The organism is Nostoc sp. DedVER02 (assembly GCF_034530675.2).
GTDB lineage: Bacteria > Cyanobacteriota > Cyanobacteriia > Cyanobacteriales > Nostocaceae > Nostoc.
Window position 1 is genome coordinate 1 of record NZ_JAVRCP020000039.1, and the last position, 18,681, is coordinate 18,681.

Genomic DNA, 18,681 nt, shown 5'->3' on the forward strand with positions numbered 1-18,681 from the left:
TGGATTTTCCACTCTCTCTTGCACCCTCAAATCCCTTCCCCTAGTAGTTTACTTCGACTTGTGTGTACACCGTAGCCCCGCAGGTGGGGAGGGGTGCAATGAGTGTAACAAGCAATCAAGCGGACATAATTATGACTCCTGAATTCTTCAGTAATGCTTACTACTTAAGTGTGTCCACTACCGTAGCAGCTTTAAATTAGACATATCTCATAGCTTAAGTTTTTATGCTTTTCATTGGGAAAATCACTGTAAAACAAAGTGTTTATTAAGTTTTACAGACAAAATTGCATTTTACCTGTAAAATTTCTTCGGTGGCATTTTATTACTTAAGCAATTCTAACTAGTTATGGCATTTGCCTTAATCTAACTGAACTAAGTACCTTGCGTACTAAAGTAACTTTGCCACTCTCCGTTCGCTCCTTCCTCACCACACCGTATTGAGCTTGAGTTAGGGGAAAGGTTTTCTGCCTCTAAAACTTGCAATTCGCATGACTTCAGGGGCGTAGATAATCATTTGGTATTTACGCTTTGGAAATCTAGTCTAAGTAGCATTATATATACTACTGACTTACTAGTAGCACTCTATACTGACTACAAGGATTGTAGACCTTACCATAAAGCATTTTTTTAGCCATTCACTAACCATGAAACTTGAGGATATATATCAATTCTTTGAAAATCCTCCGCCAACTTACCTTTGTCAGGAAGTAGCAGTTTGTTACATACTGTCTGTTTTATTACAAGGTGAATCCTACGGAACCGAGTTGATTGAGCAATTAGAAACTGAATATCCAACCTATAGACTTTCGGATACCGTACTTTATAGTGCAATCAAATTTCTGGAAGACCAAAAGGCAATTACTGGATATTGGAAGAAACTGGAAGGACGAGGACGACCCCGACGGATGTACCAAGTTTCTCCAGAATGGCAAGTTCAAGCACAGGATTTAGCTTTTCAATGGCTGAACTACATTAATAGGGGAACAAAGTAACGAATAATTGATAATGAATAAGTCTCCTCCAGTCAAACACTAACAATCAGTTATGGATAGTGCTATTCTGCCATCTACGTTTCTGCTAACCTTGTTGTTATCGGTTGGGCTGTTTTTCTTTATTCGTGCCTCGACTAAAGACCGCATACAAACAGTGCAACTGGTATCTCAGCAAGACGAAGCTGCTTTAATGTCTCAATTAAAAGAGTATTTTCGCTCCCGGTCTTACCGAGTGGCAGAGGTAGACCGAGAACAAAACAAAGTGACTTTTGAAGGGAATGTTCGTCCTAGTTGGTTCTTAGCCATATTTTTAACTCTACTGGCAGCGACTGGGATTGTTTGTCTCTCACTAGTCGTATACCTGCTTTTTCCTAACCTCAGTCCCCTTGTTCTGGCTATGGTACTGCTATCGCCTTTAAGTGGTCTATTTTATTGGAAGAAATCTGGAAGACTTGAGAAGGTTTCGCTCAAAGTAGAAACAACTCAGAGCGAACAAACTTCCTCAAGTAAGGTCACTGTAGTCGCCCATCGGGATGAACTCAGTGAGTTACAGAAGACTCTACAGTTCGAGGCTGGTGAATAATTGTTGGTTTTTTTTAACTTATGATATGCAGACTTCTGACCCAATCTAATCTTTAGGGAATGAAAAGTTAGGAAGGAGAAAATTAAGACTTCTGCTTTGTCAATTTTCCCCACAATATAAGTCGTGGGGAAAAATTTAAATTAATTAACTTAAATTCCTTGACAGAGCTTGGTTAATAATTTTTGGCATAAGAGCGCAACTTCACTAGCGCTTTTGGAGGCGCTTGGCTCTATAGCCACTCCTTTCTATATCATGACACTAGTATCAACCCATACAATCTAGCGTGTTTTGAAACTAGTTGATTTTCAAACTACCTGGATTAGACTTACTGACAAATCAGCTCCAAAACTAAAAAAAAATTAAATTTTGCATAAACTTAGCAATTTTGCCAGTTAATGATAGTCAGGAGCCACATTCAATGCGTAAGATGACCATCTATGGTTCACCGACTAGCTAAAGCAAGAGGTTCTTGACCAGGCGAAGGTTCTAACACCCTCAAGCTAGGAAACAAGAAATGGTTTTCCTCTACGTATTGAGCACCAAACAGTCCCTTTTCTGCCCAGAAATAACGATCTGTAGTGTGTTCATTTCGCTTTACGAGTAGCAACGCTGGCGGCAAAATACCTTCAGCTTGAATAAATCTTCTCGCTGCGGTAACAGGTTTTTCTTCACCACTTTCGATGCTATATTGAGGCACGTGTTCCAGAATCCTCCGTCCTTCTTGACGACGGCGACTTTTCCTTTTGCGTCTCCTTGCCAATCGATTGTCCTCCTCTTTCAAGCTATAGATTGTAGTGTTAGCTACAAAATCCGTCGTCATTATATAAGTTCTAGTTCAAAATATCAATAGTTTTTAACCTTTTCATGCACGAAAGTTAACATCTTTGAAAATAGATAAAACAAAATCACCTAAGAAAATAATCCCTTGGTACAAACCATCACTAAGAAGATTTTAGTTAAGCTTTATTGAATGAGTGAGGTAAAAATTAAGTATCCTCTCTTATCATCATGCCTCAAAATCTGTAATCTTGAGCAAGAACTAAAAAATGTTAATGTCTGCCAGTTCCGATTTTATTGCTTTGTGTCGAGAGCAAATAGCGCTGCTAACCCAAGGGCTGGGAGCAACTTTAAGTATTGTGTACCTGACACAAGAATTGGTAGAGTCTTCTTCTGGTGAGGCCAAACTGATTCCTGTGGTAATTTATCCAGAAACAGCATTATTACCTCCAGGAGAAGAGCCTACTGAGACAACAGTACACAAGCAACTTCAAGTTGGAAATGTGTTGATATTACCCAACGATCGCAGAAGGTTATTGACATCAGAATCAGTATCTTCAACCACGTCACCGGAGTCTGAGGCATCTCAACCCCATCTTAAAGAAGAATATCTCTTTAGTGGGAAGCAAATTGTTTTGCCTCTGGTTTATGAGGGTGTAATGATGGGGTTATTGGTGACAGGTAGGCAAGACCGGACATGGAATGAACACGAGGAAAGTCAGATTCAACGGATAGCCCAAACATTAGCGATCGCTTGTATTTTAGATCAACGCCGTGCATGGTTTGAGCAGCAGTTACATGAGCAACAAATTCTCCAAGAAAAACAGAGGGATTTGCTAGATAACCTGTTGCATCAGTTTCGTAACCCATTAACGGCATTGCGGACTTTTGGGAAACTGCTATTGAAAAGGTTGCGGCCAGGAGAGGCCAACCGAGATGTAGCAAATAGTATTGTGCGAGAAAGCGATCGCCTCAAAGAATTACTGCAACAATTCGATCAAGTAATTGACTTGACAGAAACAGATTTAGCACCATTACATCTGCCCGAACATGAAGTATTTGTGGAAGCAACTATTCAAAAATCCGCTAAACCACCACTATTATTGCCGGGAACAGGAGATAAAGCAGTTGATTGCTCCTTAGCAGATATATTAGAACCATTATTAATATCAGCCAAAGCGATCGCCCAAGAGCGAAAGCTAAAAGTAATAACTGAAATTAAACATAATTCACCCCTGGTACGTGCCAACATCAAAGCATTACGAGAGGTTTTAACTAACATCATCGATAATGCTTTGAAATATACTCCCGCTGGTGGCAAGATTTTGATTCAGGCGGGGCAAGAAAAAGCTAATTTTCAGGGAATTGTAATTAGTGATAACGGGCCTGGTATTCCACCCAAAGATTTAGAACATCTTGGAGAACGGCATTATCGCGGTGTACAAGCGCAGACAGAAATCCCTGGCACTGGTTTAGGGTTAGCGATCGCAAAACAATTAATAGAGCAAATGCAGGGCGAAATCGAGGTTTTCAGCCCTGCAATCAACTCTAAGCTAACTTCACCCCATGCACCGGGGACTACTTTTATTATTTGGTTGCCAGAAGTTCAAAATTAGTCATTTGTCATTTGTCATTTGTCATTAGTTAGGAGTCATAAGAAAAGAACTTTCTGTTTGTCCCCATTCCCAATTCCCCATTCCCAATTCCTATCTTAGTGACACCAACAAGTTTTGATTGATTGTCATTTGTAAATCGGTATCTGGATCAATGGCAATTAAGTCAACACTACTCTTACCGAAGAACAGACCAACCAATGCACCGATACCAGCGCCACCCAAAACTTCTTCTGTGGCGATCGCGCGATCGCCTGTGACGGCAGATACCGCAGTTGCTGCACCTGCACCCAATACAGTATTTTTGATAATTGAACCAACACTAGTACCCTTCTTGACGGTTTCAGTTTTAGTAATCACTTCAGAACTAGCGTTAAGCTGATACTCCTGTCCACTGGTCAAAACCAATTTCTGGGCAATGAATTGAGAACCACCTGTAGCAGGTTTTAGTTGACCAATAACTTGACTACCAGCCGGAATCACTACAGATCCGTCTTGTGTTACTACGTTTTGGGATACTGTCAACGTCAGAGGCGCAGTTTCATCCTTTGTAACCAGAATTTTTTCTGCCTTGTCATACTTCACAGGAATAGCAGTTCCTTGAGGAATTGTTACAGCTACAGGCGTTGGAGTAGTAGACCCGACAGCCACGACATAAGGCGAGTTAATTGCTGAGGCTTGGTTAGAACTAACCAATGCTTGATAGATAAAAGCTGCTACCTGGGCGCGAGTGGCGGTTGCAGTTGGATTCAAGAACTTCACATTAGGATAGTTCACCACAATTTGCTTTTCAGTTGCGGCTGCGATCGGACTACGGGCATAGCTGGCAATGTTAGAGGCATCGTTGAAGTATTGCAGAGTGCTTTCGGTATTGCCACTAGGACTATATTCCAGACCATTAGCGAGAGAAACTAAAACCTGTTGGCGAGGAATAGCTTGGTTAGGTTCAAAGCGATTACCAGGATATCCAGATAAGAAACCAATGGTATAGGCTTGCTGAATGGCACTTGATGCCCAATAGTTGCTAGGTACGTCAGCAAAATTGATTGGCGATCGCTGCTGTGATTTCTGGAAAGCTTTGTTGACCATAGCGGCAAATTGAGCGCGTGTCACCGCTTCTTCAGGACGGAAACTACCATCAGGAAATCCGGCAATTACACCTCGCTGTGATAATTGTTGAATAAATTGTGCCGCCCAATAATTAGATGAAACATCAGAAAAAGTAGTTTGAGCTAAAGATGGAGAAGCTGTCATAAAAGGTGCTACAGTGCCGACTGTGACGCTTAAAGCCATGAGTGCAGCTGTTCCAGATTGCAAACGATTTAAAGTAAACATTAGTTTTTAACTCCGGTACAATTATTTTTATTACTGTTAATTAATTAGACATTTGCTAAAGTCCGAGGTTCCCATTAATTTCTGCTTTTGTAAAAACCATTACTTTTGTCATATAGCCAAGCAGACACTTAAAATCATAGAGAGTTTGTCAATCTAGCTCACACTAACTAATAGTGTAATTAGCCTCTGACTGATGAATGCTATTAAACAAGTGTTTCTCCGAATGAGACGACCCAGAGGCAGGATAGTTGCTAAAAAAGAGATTTTTTAGGGTAAAAACTAAAAGCGATCGCACACTATATTAGAAGTGGCGATCGCTATATTAGGGGTGATAAATTCACAACTTGAATTCAGTTAAATCTAGTAGCGGGATGATGGTACTAAATTCAAGTTAGAATTCAGTGTGAGCCTTAAATCCTGTGCAGGTCTAAGAACAAAAGCATTTCCTTCTTTTTTCCGCAACAGTACACTTGCACTCGCACCCGCAGCCCCACCGACAATAGGTTTTAAATCGTCAATTTTGCGGTTTCCAGTCACTAGTGAACCTAAAAGACCAACACCTGTACCAATAGCTGCATCAGTTATAACCTGACCTGTACTTGGCTTCTGTGACACTTTTTCAGTTGTGGTGTATGTCCGAGAACTTGCATTAATCGATTGACGCTGACCATTAGAAAATTCTAATTCCTGAGCGACAAATCGCACGCCTTTTCCTTTGTTATCATCTGTATCTCTTGAATAACTATCTAAGTCAACAGGCTCTAACCGTCCATTTACTTTCGTACCAGCAGGAATCAAGACATTTCTATTCCTATCGATAATGTCATTGGCTATCCTCAAGGTCAGAGATTTACTTTCTCCGGGAGCAATAGTAATTGTCTCTTTCTCGTACTTAACAGGAAAAGTAACTCCAGAAGGAATGGTAACGTTTCCATATTGCCCAGTTCTGTCCTGTCCAATTCTGTATTGTGCATTGGCAGGAGCTAATATTAACAATGGGCTAGCGACGCTTGCAGTAACGGCTATTGCCATAAGTGCAGCAGTTCCAGATTTCCATTGATATAGGTGAGTCATAAGAGGGTTGTCCTTCGTGTATGTTATTTATGTAATGACGGTGATTTACTGAGTTTGTTTCTGACTGTTTTTGAACTTATATAAGCGTATTCCGAAGATAAAAGTACTCATTACCAAAGGGAATCTCTGCATTGAGGTAGCCTATCAGAGATATCGCACCCCAAAATTTGTATCCGGCTAATATTTATCACTCAAATCAGAAGCTATTATAGGACGTAAATTAGGATAACTTTGTTCCCAAGTGCTGTTTTCTTATTTATAAGAAGAATTCAGAACTCAGGAGTCAGAATTCAAGTATGAATTCTGTACGAGTGGGTGACGAATAGAGGTTTTAACCGGGCTTTGCCCCACTACACGCTTTCGCCCGAAGTCAAACGAAAAGAATAAAAATACTTTCGCCTTAAAACTCTATCCCTTTATGGGTAGAGTATTCTGAATTCTGAATTCTGTATTCTGACTCCTGTTTTATGTCCCAAAATGCCCGATCCTGATTCATGTTTTTGAACCAGTGTAACCCTCTGGGGACTCACTGTAGTAATTCCGTTCTCTCAGTCAAAATTCACGATAGTTCTGATGATGTTATAAGAAAGAATACATCCGTCAGCAGCGACAATCCACTATGAATTCTGGGCAACTAACGAAACTTTAGACCTTCATTCTCGTGAAAAGTTTGGATCAAAGGAAGCTTTTAATCTGACTTTTCACTAAATTACCTACTTGTATTTTTTGTATTCTGACTTCCAATTTTTAACTATTTATGGTTTCTACAACCCCTGCTCACCAAATTACTGATTTGTTCGCCGAACGAGCAAAAAACCTCGCACCACCTACTTACGGTACAGAGTTAAGCAAAATTGTCACTGTCAGCTTTGCCTACGGTCTAGCCGACCCAATTCTCTTTCCTCATGCTGACTTGGCTGCTGCAAGTGCCGTTGTGCTAGCAGAAGAGGCTCCCATCGCTCTCAATTACGGCCCACCTTCGGCTCAACTGTATGAGCAAATTATCCTCCGTTTGCAGGCTAAGGGAATCACTGCCGATCGCGATCGCCTAATCATTGGCTACGGTTCTGGTCAGATTCTCGGCTTGCTACCAGATGTGTTTGTGGAACCTGGTGATGTCGTAATTGTGGAAGGGCCAACTTTTTTAGGAGTAGTTGCCAGATTTGTCCACGCTGGCGCACGCATAATTACCATTCCTGTAGATGAGTTGGGGATGGATGTAGATGCTCTAGAAGTGACATTGAACGATTTGAAGAAACAGGGCATCCGACCCCGATTTATTTATACCATTCCCACCTTTCATAATCCTACAGGCGCTACTATGCCCTTATTTCGCCGCCAAAAACTGGTAGCGTTAGCGGCTGAGTATGGCGTTCTCATAGTGGAAGACGATGCTTATAGCGATTTGCACTTCCAAGGAGAAACTATGCCTCCCTTGGCAACCCTAGACCAGGAGGGGTGGGTATTATATGTGAGTACCTTCTCGAAAATTATTGCGCCTGGTATCCGCCTGGGATGGGCTTGTGGCGATCCAGCGATTATTGAGCGGCTGGCGATGTTCAAAAGTGAGGGGCCTGTGGGGCCATTTGTCAGCCATGTTGTTGCCCGTTACTGTGCTACAGGGAAACTAGAGAATCACATTCAAGAGCTAATCGCCTGCTATAAGCATAAGTGCAATTTGTTGTTAGAAGCGATCGCTCAAGAATTCCCCAGTGATATAGTTGCTTTGCGTCCCGATGGCGGCTTTTTTGTTTGGTGTAAATTGCCACCAGATATCAGCGCCAAAGCACTCCTTTTGGCTGCCAGCGAACACGGCATCAGCTTTCTGCCAGGAACTCGCTGCTACGCCAATGGACAGGGAGATGATGCCATCAGGTTAGCTTTTAGCTTTCAGCCTACACAGAAAATTGTTGAGGGAATTGCTACATTAGGCTCAGTGCTGCGCGGATTGAGGTAATTTATAATTCGTAATTCGTAATTCGTAATTCGTAATTCGTTCTCAGTCTCAGATGAGGAATGCTTTTTGGGAGACTAACGCCTCCTGATAACTTTTGTGGGGTGGGCATCTTGCCCGCCCTAGCTGTGCAAATTAAATATGGTACAAATTATCTAGAAACGAGATTTCAGCAGGTTTTAAATTTTGTAAATCTTTAAAAAATTTGTTCTAATCGTTGGAAATCGCGCTGCACTTCATACCAGAGACTTTTATTATGGGGGTCTGTTTTCAAAGCTTTCTTGAGATAAATTTTGGCTTTGAGCAATTGGTTCTCAGAAATTAGTGCCCGTCCCCAAATTTGATAGGCGATCGCTAACCATTGCCTGACTTCTGCATCTGTGGACAACCGATCTGCTAAAGCTTCTGCCAGTGCGATCGCTTGGGGAAATCGTCTTTCTTGCAAAAATCTCTGCAATTGCTCATAAGTCTTCCACTTCAGCCGTTCTTCTATTTCCAACAGATTAGGCGGCTTGGGTTTCCCCGGTTCTTGGTTTGTCACCGTTGTCACTGGTGTTTTCTGTCGCTGCGTTGCCTTCGCGTCACCACTCCCAGTTGACACCTGACTTGAATGTGCAACAGTTTCCTCTGGCAGTACTACCGTCAGCAGGAGTTTGTAAGCCTCTGTCAAGGCAATAAACTTATCTTTGGCTTTGTTGTCATCTGGGTTGATATCGGGATGATATTGCTGCGCCAATCGTCGGTAAGACGCTTTGATTTCAGCAAAAGAAGCTCCCGATCTTAAACCTAGCAAACGGTAGCAATCTCCAAGATCCATCTTGAGCTATGAGCTATCGAATATTTAGCTATCGGCTATTATCTGTCATTATCAGCTTCAAGCCTGGATTATTAATGATAATGGCTAATGGTCTATTTTAAAGTTCAATGTTGACAAATTGTTTGGGAATTGGGAATTGGGAATTGGGAATTGGGAATTGGGAATGGGGAATTAGGGACTGGGAATGGGGTATTCCCCTTGTCCCCTTGTCCCCTTGTCCCCTGCTCCCTGCTCCCTACTCTGGTACGATAAGGGTTCTTTCTTCAATTACACGGTCAATTAAACCGTATTCTTTCGCCTCTTCAGCAGACATGAAAAAGTCACGATCCATATCTTTTTCAATTTTTGCTATGGTCTGACCGGTTTTATCGGCATAAATGCCATTAAGCTGGTGACGAATCCGCAGAATTTCTCTAGCTTCAATTTCGATATCGGTTGCTTGTCCACGGGTTCCACCTGAAGGTTGGTGAATCATAATCCGTGAATGAGGCAATGCTATGCGTTTGCCTTTGGTGCCAGCAGCTAATAAGAAAGACCCCATTGAAGCAGCTAAACCCACGCAAATAGTCACTACATCTGATTTGATATGTTGCATGGTGTCAAAAATTGCCATGCCAGATGTTACCATTCCACCAGGGGAATTGATGTATAAATAAATATCTTTACCTGGATCGTCGGAGTCCAGATACAGCATTACAGCAATTATTTGATTGGCAATTTCATCATCAATATCTCGCCCCAAGAAAATAATCCGTTCCCGGTAAAGGCGATCGTAGATGCTAATCCAATCTGTATATTGTCCTCCGGGCATCCGGTAAGGAACTTTAGGAACGCCTATAGGCATAATTTACTCCGTTCTTAATTAGTCATTGATCATTAGTCATTGGTCATTGGTCATTAGTCATTAGTCATTGGTCGTTAACAATTAATAATTTTTGGTTATTAACAAAGGACGAATGACAAAGAACAAATGACAAAGAAAAAATTAAAGAACACTGGCTGGCAGGGGGGGATTTGCGAGTTCTTCTTTCTCAAAAACTCGGTCAATTAAACCGTATTCCTTTGCTTCGTAGGGTGTTAAATATAACAGCCGATCCATGTCTTTAGTAATTTTTTCTGGGGGCTGTCCGGTGGTGCGATGTAAGATATCAACTAACGCGCCTTTGTTTACCAAAACTTCCCTAGCCCGAATTTGAATATCCGTTGCTTGACCTTGGGCGTAGCTCTTAGGCTGATGCAGGATAATCGAAGAGTGAGGCAAACTAGCGCGGCAACCTTTTGTCCCAGCACTGAGAAGCATCGCTGACATACCCATCGCGGAACCGACGCAGATGGTATGGATAGGAGGCTTGATATATTTCATGGTGTCGTAGATGGCGAAGGCTTCGGTTTCAAAGCCAATGGGTTCACCACTGTAACCGGATGTGCCGGTGGAGTTGATATAGATTTTAATCGGTTTTTCTGGGTCGTCGGATTGCAAAAACAGCAATTGGGCTACGATCAATTCCGTGACAGCAGGCACCAGTGGCATCCCAATATAGACAATTCGCTCCTTCAATAAGAGGGAAGGTAAATCTGGCGGTGGTGTCCGGTAAGAGCTATCGCCGTAATATGGGGCTTGAACAGCTTTGATTGGGGAAATGTCCATAGCAACTGATCGCCTGAAACTATGCCGTTAACTGTAATACATCCTAGCGCGATGCACGCTTCCCTCAAGGTGCGGATTTCTCCCTAATGCTTCAGGTGGCTTTGCATCTGCCAATGTTTGGCTTCTAAGATATTCTGATTATATTCATGTATTTGTATCGGATAGGTTTTCCGTAGAGCTAAAGTGGTGCTTTGAAGTTATTTATTAATATGTATATCCTGCAATAGGGACTTTAAGTTATGAAGGTTAGCTTGCAGCCTGCCTTGAATGATGGTAATTTGGACGCGAATCAACTGAATAGTCAACGTCAGTTGGGAATTTCGATTTCGGCGATCGCAGAGACTCAAGATCGGCATGTGCCCCTGAATTTATGTTTAATTCTCGATCATAGTGGTTCGATGAATGGGCGATCGCTAGAAACGGTCAAAAAAGCTGCGAATCGTCTGGTAGATAGACTTAATCCTGGCGATCGCCTCAGTGTTGTAGTTTTCGATCACCGCGCCAAAGTCTTAGTACCTAGTCAAAGTGTCGAAAATCCAGAGAAAATAAAAAATCAAATTAATCGCCTAGCCGCCGATGGTGGAACTTCAATTGATGAAGGACTGCGTTTGGGGATTGAGGAGTTGGCGAAGGGAAAAAAAGATACTGTTTCTCAAGCCTTCTTATTAACCGATGGGGAAAATGAACATGGTGATAACAATCGCTGTTTGAAATTTGCCCAATTAGCCGCTAGTTATAATTTGACTTTGAACACTCTGGGCTTTGGTGACAACTGGAACCAAGATGTTTTAGAAAAAATTGCTGATGCTGGTTTGGGTACTTTATCTTACATTCAAAAACCCGAACAGGCTGTGGATGAGTTTAATCGCCTGTTCAGCCGCATTCAAACAGTGGGATTGACTAATGCTTATCTGTTATTCTCTCTGATGCCGAATGTCAGATTAGCCGAACTTAAACCTGTTGCCCAAGTTTCTCCAGACACAATTGAGTTACCAGTCCAACAAGAAACTGATGGACGTTTCGCTGTGCGCTTGGGAGATTTAATGAAAGATGCAGAACGGGTAATCTTAGCTAATATTTATTTGGGACAATTGCCAGCAGGTGAACAAGCGATCGCTAATGTGCAAGTCCGCTACGACGATCCAGCCTCCAATAAGGTAGGTTTAGTTACACCAAATATCCCAGTTTATGCCCATGTCGTGAGAAACTACCAAGCAGATCCGAATCCCCAGGTGCAACAGTCGATTTTGGCATTAGCTAAGTATCGCCAAACCCAGCTAGCCGAAACGAAATTGCAACAGGGCGATCGCAGTGGTGCAGCGACAATGCTACAAACAGCTGCTAAAACTGCGCTGCAAATGGGAGATACTGGGGCAGCGACGGTGTTGCAAACTTCTGCTACCCAGCTACAATCTGGTGGAGATTTATCTGAAAGCGATCGCAAGAAAACCAGAATTGTCTCCAAAACAGTTTTGCAAGATACCCCTCCCCAGTAAACTCAGGTTTAGATGAAAGTTAAATTGCTATCGGCGTTAAATGACAATAATGTTGATGTGGCTCAAACAAGTAGCCAACGTCAACTAGCAATAACGATTTTTGCGATTGCTGGCGAGTTCGATCAAAATCTACCCCTTAACCTCTGCTTGATTCTGGATAGAAGTGGTTCTATGCACGGACAACCGATTAAAACGGTGATTCAGGCAGTGGAAGGATTAGTAGATCGATTGAAAGTTGGCGATCGCATCTCAGTTGTGGCTTTTTCTGGTTCTGCGGAAGTCGTTATCCCCAACCAAGTCATCGAAGACCCCGAAAGCATCAAATCCCAAATAAAAAGTAAACTCAGTGCTAGCGGCGGTACAGCGATCGCTGACGGTTTAGAACTGGGAATTACAGAACTGATGAAGGGCACAAGAGGCGCTGTTTCTCAGGCGTTTCTGCTGACAGATGGACATGGTGAAAGCGGTTTGCGGATTTGGAAGTGGGATATTGGGCGAGATGACAATAAGCGCTGTCTCAAACTGGCGCAAAAAGCTGCCAAACTGAACCTAACTATCAATACTTTCGGATTTGGCAATAGTTGGAATCAGGATTTACTAGAAAAAATTGCTGATGTCGGTGGTGGGACTTTAGCTCATATAGAACGTCCCGAACAAGCTGTAGAGCAATTTAGCCGACTGTTTGGACGAATTCAATCTATTGGGCTAACGAATGCCTACTTGCTGTTATCTCTAGTGCCCAATGTCCGACTAGCAGAATTGAAACCCATTGCTCAAGTTGCCCCAGACACAATCGAGTTACCAGTGGAAACTGAAGCTGATGGTAGCTTTGCTGTACGTTTGGGAGATTTAATGCAGGATGTAGAACGGGTAGTTTTGGCGAACATTTATCTGGGACAATTGCCAGAGGGTAAACAAACAATTGGGCATCTGCAAATTCGTTATGATGACCCGTTAGTTAACCAAGAAGGCTTACTTTCCCCTCTGATGCCGATATATGCAGATGTAGTGCGGGCGTATCAACCAGCATCTAATCCGCAGGTGCAGCAGTCTATTTTGGCATTAGCTAAGTATCGTCAAACCCAGTTAGCCGAGGCGAAATTGCTACAAGGCGATCGCACTGGTGCAGCTACGATGCTACAAACAGCTGCTAAAACCGCTTTACAAATTGGAGATAAAGGTGCCGCAACGGTATTGCAAAGTTCCGCCACTCGCTTGCAAGCTGGCGAAGAACTTTCGGAAGCAGACCTCAAGAAAACTAGGATTGTATCAAAGACTGTTTTACAGGAATAGTAAAAATTCAGCGTTGCTGATTAACGGTGAGCTTGTACAGTATTTTCAATTTCAAAATCGGTATATTAAACCTCTTCTCTAGCTCTCTGGATGATTTCTGCATCTTCAGTCTCAGACATCCTAATTTCACCCACATGGATGGTGTCAATACCTACATTACGTAGCAATGCTGCCGCAGAGAGTGGTAATCCCTGATCAAGCAACAGTTTCATAGTGGTTAGGTAATTCAATGATGCGATCGCCCAAGTAGGACGATGCAAAAATTAAAGCTTGCTGAACTGAATATCAATCTTCTGCTTTAATATCCTGGGGCACAAAACCTGGTAAATCAGTAGTGTCAACCGCAAAGACGAAAAATTTGTTTGGGTTGTCAATAGCCGGCGCTATAGTACCAACGAAGTCGTTGTCATTGGTGATAAATAACGTATGCTTTTTCACATGGTTGATAACCACATCTTCTCCGAAGGCTAAACCTTCAAGCTTGGCCGGAATGTCCTCTTCTTTGAAGCCGTTTTGAGTTAGCGCAGTCACCACATCAAGGAACAGGGTTTTGCTTACTGCCTTACCAACAAGGTTGTTTTCGCCAGTGATATTGCTTATTTCTTGAGCATTTGTCAGATCGATATGGTAGATTTTCTTGAAGGCAGCCTTGGAACCATCTCCCAATCCCTTGCCATCGCGTTCATCTACTAACAATTCGCGATCGCTGATAGCCAAAATCTCACTTACAGTCGGATATTTGGGTTTAGCCAATGTACCAATATTATCTAGCTGATAGGCGTATTCCTGAGTAGCACCTGTTTCTATGTCAATTTTGACGATTCTGGTATAAGCACCATTAGTACCACCGTCTTGGAGCAAAGGACTTTGCAAAATACCAATCAGGGTCTTCCCATTAGGAGTAATTGCAAGCCCTTCCATGCCTTTGTTCGCAACCCGACCGGATGTATTATCACTGATCTCTGTATCACCAACGGGACTTAACTTGTTGACTGCAAACTTGCTAGGTAGGTTAAAGACCCTAATCCGCTTACCTGTATTGCGGTTAAATTGATATATATAAGGGCCGTATTCATCCGAGATAAATATATCCTTGCCATTATTGGATACACGCACCCCTTCAGGATCGAAACGGGCATTGTTGGGATATGTCGAGATTTGGGTGGGGTTGAAGTTGTCTGAGCGTCCAGTGAAATAGTTTTTGTTCTTGGTATTCAAGGCTGGGACACCACTGCCTAAGCCCAATCCCACACCATTACCGTAGTAAAGAGGCTCATTGCTGAATAGCAGAGTCGTGTCAATTAAGGAAGGGGTAAGGGTGAAAGGCAACGCTGAACCAAGCTTGCTTGGTGAAAGCTTGAGTTTAATAGTCTGGAAACGGTTGATATAGGATGCTGTGTCACTGACTGTGCTGTTGTATGACACAGCATTTGGCCCTCGGTCTGGGATAGCAATAAAGGTGTTACAACCAGCATAAGCCAGTCCCGATCCTAAACCACCTAAGAGGTTTCCCGGAACGCCGTTTTCTAGGGGAGCAGATGTTTTGGTGGAGCGATCGCTAATATTACCATCTAGACTCCCAATTGCAATCAATTTAACCTCTGCATTGGCAGCAGGAGCCGCAGCAAATAACGCCAACAAGGACAAAATGAGAATTTTGTTGAGCATATCAGTTTTATTTCTTAAAGACAGTATTTATTGAAGAATATTGTCAGTTCTTTTACTTTGTTATTATCCATTTTTTATGGTTAAGCAAAAATTAAGCTTGGATTAATCAAAGATTATTAAAGCCTAGATGAAAACCCTCAGTAGTAGTATTCTCAATCTGCTAGTAAGGAAGAAAAACTATACAAATTAACGGTAACTAAAGAGGAAATAAGGGGTTTAAAAAACTTAACTAAATAAAATTACCACTACCAAAACATAACCAAAATTTACTGAGGACTTAACTATTAACTATCAAGATTTTTACTTGATGGTTATCCCTATTATAAAAATCTCACATGGTTACTAACAAAAACCAAGGGTATTTATTAAGTCTTTTGCTGTTAAGTACCTTGAGTGCAAATATACAATCGGCTAGCGCTCGGACTACCAGCCCAGTTGGTAATTTAGAGGGTGGAGGTGCTTTGCTGCCCACAGGTCAAATTATCACACCCGCAGCAGCACCAGGCTCGACTTTTGCACCTTTAGCCACTGGTTTGCGTACAGATGATAATGCTGATGCAGCTGAAGCAGTAAGCACAGCCCTTAGTCCTGATGGCAAAACTTTACTGGTACTTACCAGTGGATATAATCAAAACTTCAAAGATGAAAACACAGGTAGTACTTTCACTTATCCTGTATTAGACCCGCTAACTGGTAAACCGAGTGGTACAACAACCCCTAAAGCTGAATGGGTTTTTGTCTATGATGTGAGTAGTGGTAAGTTAGTTAAAAAACAACAGATTAATATTCCGAATACCTATAACGGTTTAGCTTGGGCAAAAGACGGCTCACACTTCTTTGTTTCAGGTGGAATTGACGATCGCGTTTATATTTATGCGTCTAATGGTAGCAAGTTCGTACCAGAAGCCCCCTTTATTTTACTAGGTCATAATTCTAACCCAACTGCCCCTTTCCCTAAATACGATGGTGGTTTATTGAAGGATACGCCAGCCAAGGCTGTGTCTACAGGAGCAGTTGTAGCGGGTATTGCAGTTAGTAAGGATGGTAAGACCTTAGTCGCTGCTAATTTTGAAAACGACTCAATCTCAATAGTTGACAGCACTACTCGTCAGGTAACTAAAGAAATTAAGTTCTTTAAGCCAGGTGATAAAGTAGCAACTGGGGAATTTCCTTTTGATGTCGCCATCAAAAATACAGAAAACGGTCAAGCAGCTAAAGTTTTTATTAGTAGTCAGCGCGATAACGAAGTGCTTGCTGTTGGCATTACTTCTGGAGAAATTACCCGGATAGCAATAGGTAGCCAACCAAACAAACTACTGCTTTCGCCCAGCCAAAATCAACTATACGTAGCTAATGGCAACGATGACTCGATTTCAATCATTGACACAAACAGCAATAGCGTTGTTAAAACCATCTCTCTGTCTCGGCCTGGTGATAAATACAAAGGTGCTAATCCCAACGCTTTAGCCCTCAGCCCAGATGGAGGTACACTTTACGTAACTCTCGGCGGCGAGAATGCAGTTGCTGTTGTGGACTTGCAAAATGGTCGGGTGACTGGACGCATCCCCACTGGCTGGTATCCTAATTCTGTAAGCGTCAGTCAAGATGGTCAAAAACTTTACGTTGTCAATGCTAAGAGCAATTCAGGCCCTAACCCCTCAAATAGTCGGACAACAGCAGCCGGAACAGCACGTAACACCAATTTTAAAAATCAGTACACGTGGGCTTTAGAAAAAGCTGGTATCTCAATTATTCCAGTGCCAAAGAACAATACTTTGGCTTTACTTTCAACGCAGGTAGACAAAAATAACGGTTTTTACAATCGTCTTCCTGACCGGACAATGAGATATTTACAAGGCAAAATTAAGCACGTTATCTACATACTTAAAGAAAACCGTACTTATGACCAGGTACTCGGTGACTTACCTCTCGGTAATGGCGATCCGGCACTTACCTTGTTTCCAAACAATATTTCACCCAATCATCACAAGCTGTCCCTTGGCTTTGCAACTTTTGATAACTTCTACGACAGTGGCGAATCCAGTGGCGTAGGTTGGAACTGGTCTACTTATGCTCGGACTACAGACTACACCGAAAAAACTCAATCAGTTCTTTACGGTAACGCTGGCTTTAACGGCTTAACCTATGATTACGAAGGCACAAATCGAAATATCAGTCTCGCATTAGGGCAAACTTCCGCGAATAACTCGCCAATCAATACCCGTCTTACAGGAATTTTAGATCCCTCTGGGCAGTCTTCCATATTGCCTGGAGACAGGGATGTTGATGCTCCTGAAGGGGATGGTAATCTCGAACCAAATGCCATTGGTGGTTATTTGTGGGATACAGCGCTACGTGCTGGTAAGACTGTACGTAATTACGGTTTCTTCGTTGATAATGCAATTCCCTACACCACTAGCCAAACCGATCCTACTAAACCCGATCCAAAGAACCCGGCTTATATACCCATCTCCCCAACTCCCTACGCAGACAACATTCCTCAAGCTCCTGTTACTAAAACTGTATTGTTGGATAAAACCGATCTTTACTTCCGGTCATTCGATCAAAATAATGCCGATATTTATTTGTATAACGAATGGGAAAGAGATCTAAAGCAAAATGGACTACCCAATTTAATGCTTGTGCGTTTATCTCACGATCATTTTGGTTCTTTTGGTACTGCTTTGTTTGGGCTGAATACTCCTGAACTGCAAATGGCAGATAATGACTATGCTATTGGCAAGCTGGTAGAGAAAATTTCTCATCTGCCGGAGTGGAAGGAAACCGCAATTTTCATTATTGAAGATGATTCCCAGAATGGGCCAGATCACGTTGATTCACACCGTTCTTTAGCCTACGTTATCTCGCCCTACACAAAACGGGGTGCGCTCGTCAGCACAAACTACAACACCATTAGCGTATTGCGGACAATGGAGGATTTGTTAAACATTGGCTATTTGGCAATTACTGATGCTAATGCTGAACCAATGTCAGATGCCTTCACTAGAGAACCGAACTTTGAACCTTATACAGCTATTGTGCCAGGTAACTTGTGTGCTGATCCTGTAGACCCCAAATTAGTACCAGCTTGCAAAGACAAAAATGTTGAAAAGACAGCAGCTATGCCCATTTTAAATGCTCGGAAATGGTGGGCTGCTATGACCAAGGGCTTCAATTTTGTAGGTGAAGATAAGCTCGATCCAGAAGAATTTAACGAAATTCTCTGGGCAGGAATTAAGGGTGATGGCATTCCTTATCCTGAAGAACGTAACCGTAAAGATTTACGGCAAAATCGCGCTCAAATGCTAAAGCATTGGGAATTAAGTCAAAGAAATAACTCTACTGAAGCTAAGAAGTAAGTATTAGACATCTCCTGAAAAAGAATGTAGAGACTTCGCAGTGCTAAGTCTCTACAAAAATTTGGACAGCTT

At 42.3% G+C, this 18,681-nt stretch carries 15 protein-coding genes; 7 read left to right on the forward strand and 8 right to left on the reverse strand.

Translation table 11 applies throughout. The annotated features are described in order from the left end of the window. Window positions 1-644: 644 nt before the first annotated feature. Window positions 645-992 (forward strand): PadR family transcriptional regulator, encoded by a 348-nt coding sequence (locus tag RMZ41_RS26375; RefSeq protein WP_322639662.1) that lies wholly within the window; start codon window positions 645-647, stop codon window positions 990-992. 52 nt (window positions 993-1,044) lie between these two features. After that, window positions 1,045-1,575, forward strand: coding sequence for a cofactor assembly of complex C subunit B (locus RMZ41_RS26380; RefSeq protein ID WP_322639663.1), 531 nt, complete (start codon window positions 1,045-1,047; stop codon window positions 1,573-1,575). Between the two features lie 442 nt (window positions 1,576-2,017). Here the strand turns inward: RMZ41_RS26380 and RMZ41_RS26385 are convergent, their stop codons facing one another. Further along, entirely contained in the window at window positions 2,018-2,335 is a 318-nt protein-coding gene (locus tag RMZ41_RS26385; RefSeq protein ID WP_041566316.1) for a DUF3155 domain-containing protein, read from the reverse strand. 286 nt (window positions 2,336-2,621) lie between these two features. Between RMZ41_RS26385 and RMZ41_RS26390 the strand changes: the two genes are divergently transcribed. After that, the gene (locus RMZ41_RS26390) at window positions 2,622-3,968 is read left to right on the forward strand and encodes an ATP-binding protein (protein WP_322639664.1); all 1,347 of its coding nucleotides are present in this window, start codon (window positions 2,622-2,624) and stop codon (window positions 3,966-3,968) included. 90 nt (window positions 3,969-4,058) lie between these two features. Here the strand turns inward: RMZ41_RS26390 and RMZ41_RS26395 are convergent, their stop codons facing one another. After that, window positions 4,059-5,300 carry an S-layer homology domain-containing protein gene (locus tag RMZ41_RS26395; protein ID WP_322639665.1) on the reverse strand — a complete coding sequence of 414 codons (1,242 nt, stop codon included), beginning with the start codon at window positions 5,298-5,300 and terminating at the stop codon, window positions 4,059-4,061. Window positions 5,301-5,660: 360 nt separating this feature from the next. Continuing rightward, on the reverse strand, window positions 5,661-6,374 hold the full coding sequence (locus RMZ41_RS26400; RefSeq protein ID WP_322639666.1) for a conjugal transfer protein TrbI: 714 nt from the start codon (window positions 6,372-6,374) through the stop codon (window positions 5,661-5,663). Between the two features lie 757 nt (window positions 6,375-7,131). Here RMZ41_RS26400 and RMZ41_RS26405 point away from each other — a divergent pair. Continuing rightward, window positions 7,132-8,331 (forward strand): PLP-dependent aminotransferase family protein, encoded by a 1,200-nt coding sequence (locus RMZ41_RS26405; protein ID WP_322639667.1) that lies wholly within the window; start codon window positions 7,132-7,134, stop codon window positions 8,329-8,331. Between the two features lie 193 nt (window positions 8,332-8,524). On the opposite strand, the gene RMZ41_RS26410 is transcribed toward RMZ41_RS26405, so the two are convergent. From RMZ41_RS26410 to RMZ41_RS26420, 3 genes are all read right to left on the reverse strand, one after another. Further along, a complete protein-coding gene (locus RMZ41_RS26410) occupies window positions 8,525-9,145 on the reverse strand; it encodes a J domain-containing protein (protein ID WP_322639668.1) in 621 nt (206 codons plus the stop codon). Window positions 9,146-9,380: 235 nt separating this feature from the next. Next, on the reverse strand, window positions 9,381-9,989 hold the full coding sequence (locus tag RMZ41_RS26415; RefSeq protein ID WP_322639669.1) for an ATP-dependent Clp protease proteolytic subunit: 609 nt from the start codon (window positions 9,987-9,989) through the stop codon (window positions 9,381-9,383). 141 nt (window positions 9,990-10,130) lie between these two features. After that, on the reverse strand, window positions 10,131-10,793 hold the full coding sequence (locus RMZ41_RS26420; protein WP_322639670.1) for an ATP-dependent Clp protease proteolytic subunit: 663 nt from the start codon (window positions 10,791-10,793) through the stop codon (window positions 10,131-10,133). Window positions 10,794-11,032: 239 nt separating this feature from the next. Between RMZ41_RS26420 and RMZ41_RS26425 the strand changes: the two genes are divergently transcribed. Both RMZ41_RS26425 and RMZ41_RS26430 read left to right on the forward strand, forming a co-directional pair. Beyond that, window positions 11,033-12,289 (forward strand): VWA domain-containing protein, encoded by a 1,257-nt coding sequence (locus RMZ41_RS26425; protein ID WP_322639671.1) that lies wholly within the window; start codon window positions 11,033-11,035, stop codon window positions 12,287-12,289. Window positions 12,290-12,301: 12 nt separating this feature from the next. Then, window positions 12,302-13,582 (forward strand): VWA domain-containing protein, encoded by a 1,281-nt coding sequence (locus RMZ41_RS26430; protein ID WP_322639672.1) that lies wholly within the window; start codon window positions 12,302-12,304, stop codon window positions 13,580-13,582. Between the two features lie 65 nt (window positions 13,583-13,647). Here the strand turns inward: RMZ41_RS26430 and RMZ41_RS26435 are convergent, their stop codons facing one another. After that, complete coding sequence (locus tag RMZ41_RS26435) at window positions 13,648-13,842, reverse strand: DUF5615 family PIN-like protein (protein WP_322639673.1); 195 nt, start codon at window positions 13,840-13,842, stop codon at window positions 13,648-13,650. A gap of 25 nt (window positions 13,843-13,867) precedes the next feature. Next, complete coding sequence (locus tag RMZ41_RS26440) at window positions 13,868-15,250, reverse strand: esterase-like activity of phytase family protein (protein ID WP_322639674.1); 1,383 nt, start codon at window positions 15,248-15,250, stop codon at window positions 13,868-13,870. Between the two features lie 335 nt (window positions 15,251-15,585). Here RMZ41_RS26440 and RMZ41_RS26445 point away from each other — a divergent pair, with 335 nt between their 5' ends. After that, window positions 15,586-18,609: an alkaline phosphatase family protein gene (locus RMZ41_RS26445; protein ID WP_322639675.1), complete on the forward strand. Its 3,024-nt coding sequence runs from the start codon at window positions 15,586-15,588 to the stop codon at window positions 18,607-18,609. Window positions 18,610-18,681: the final 72 nt, after the last annotated feature.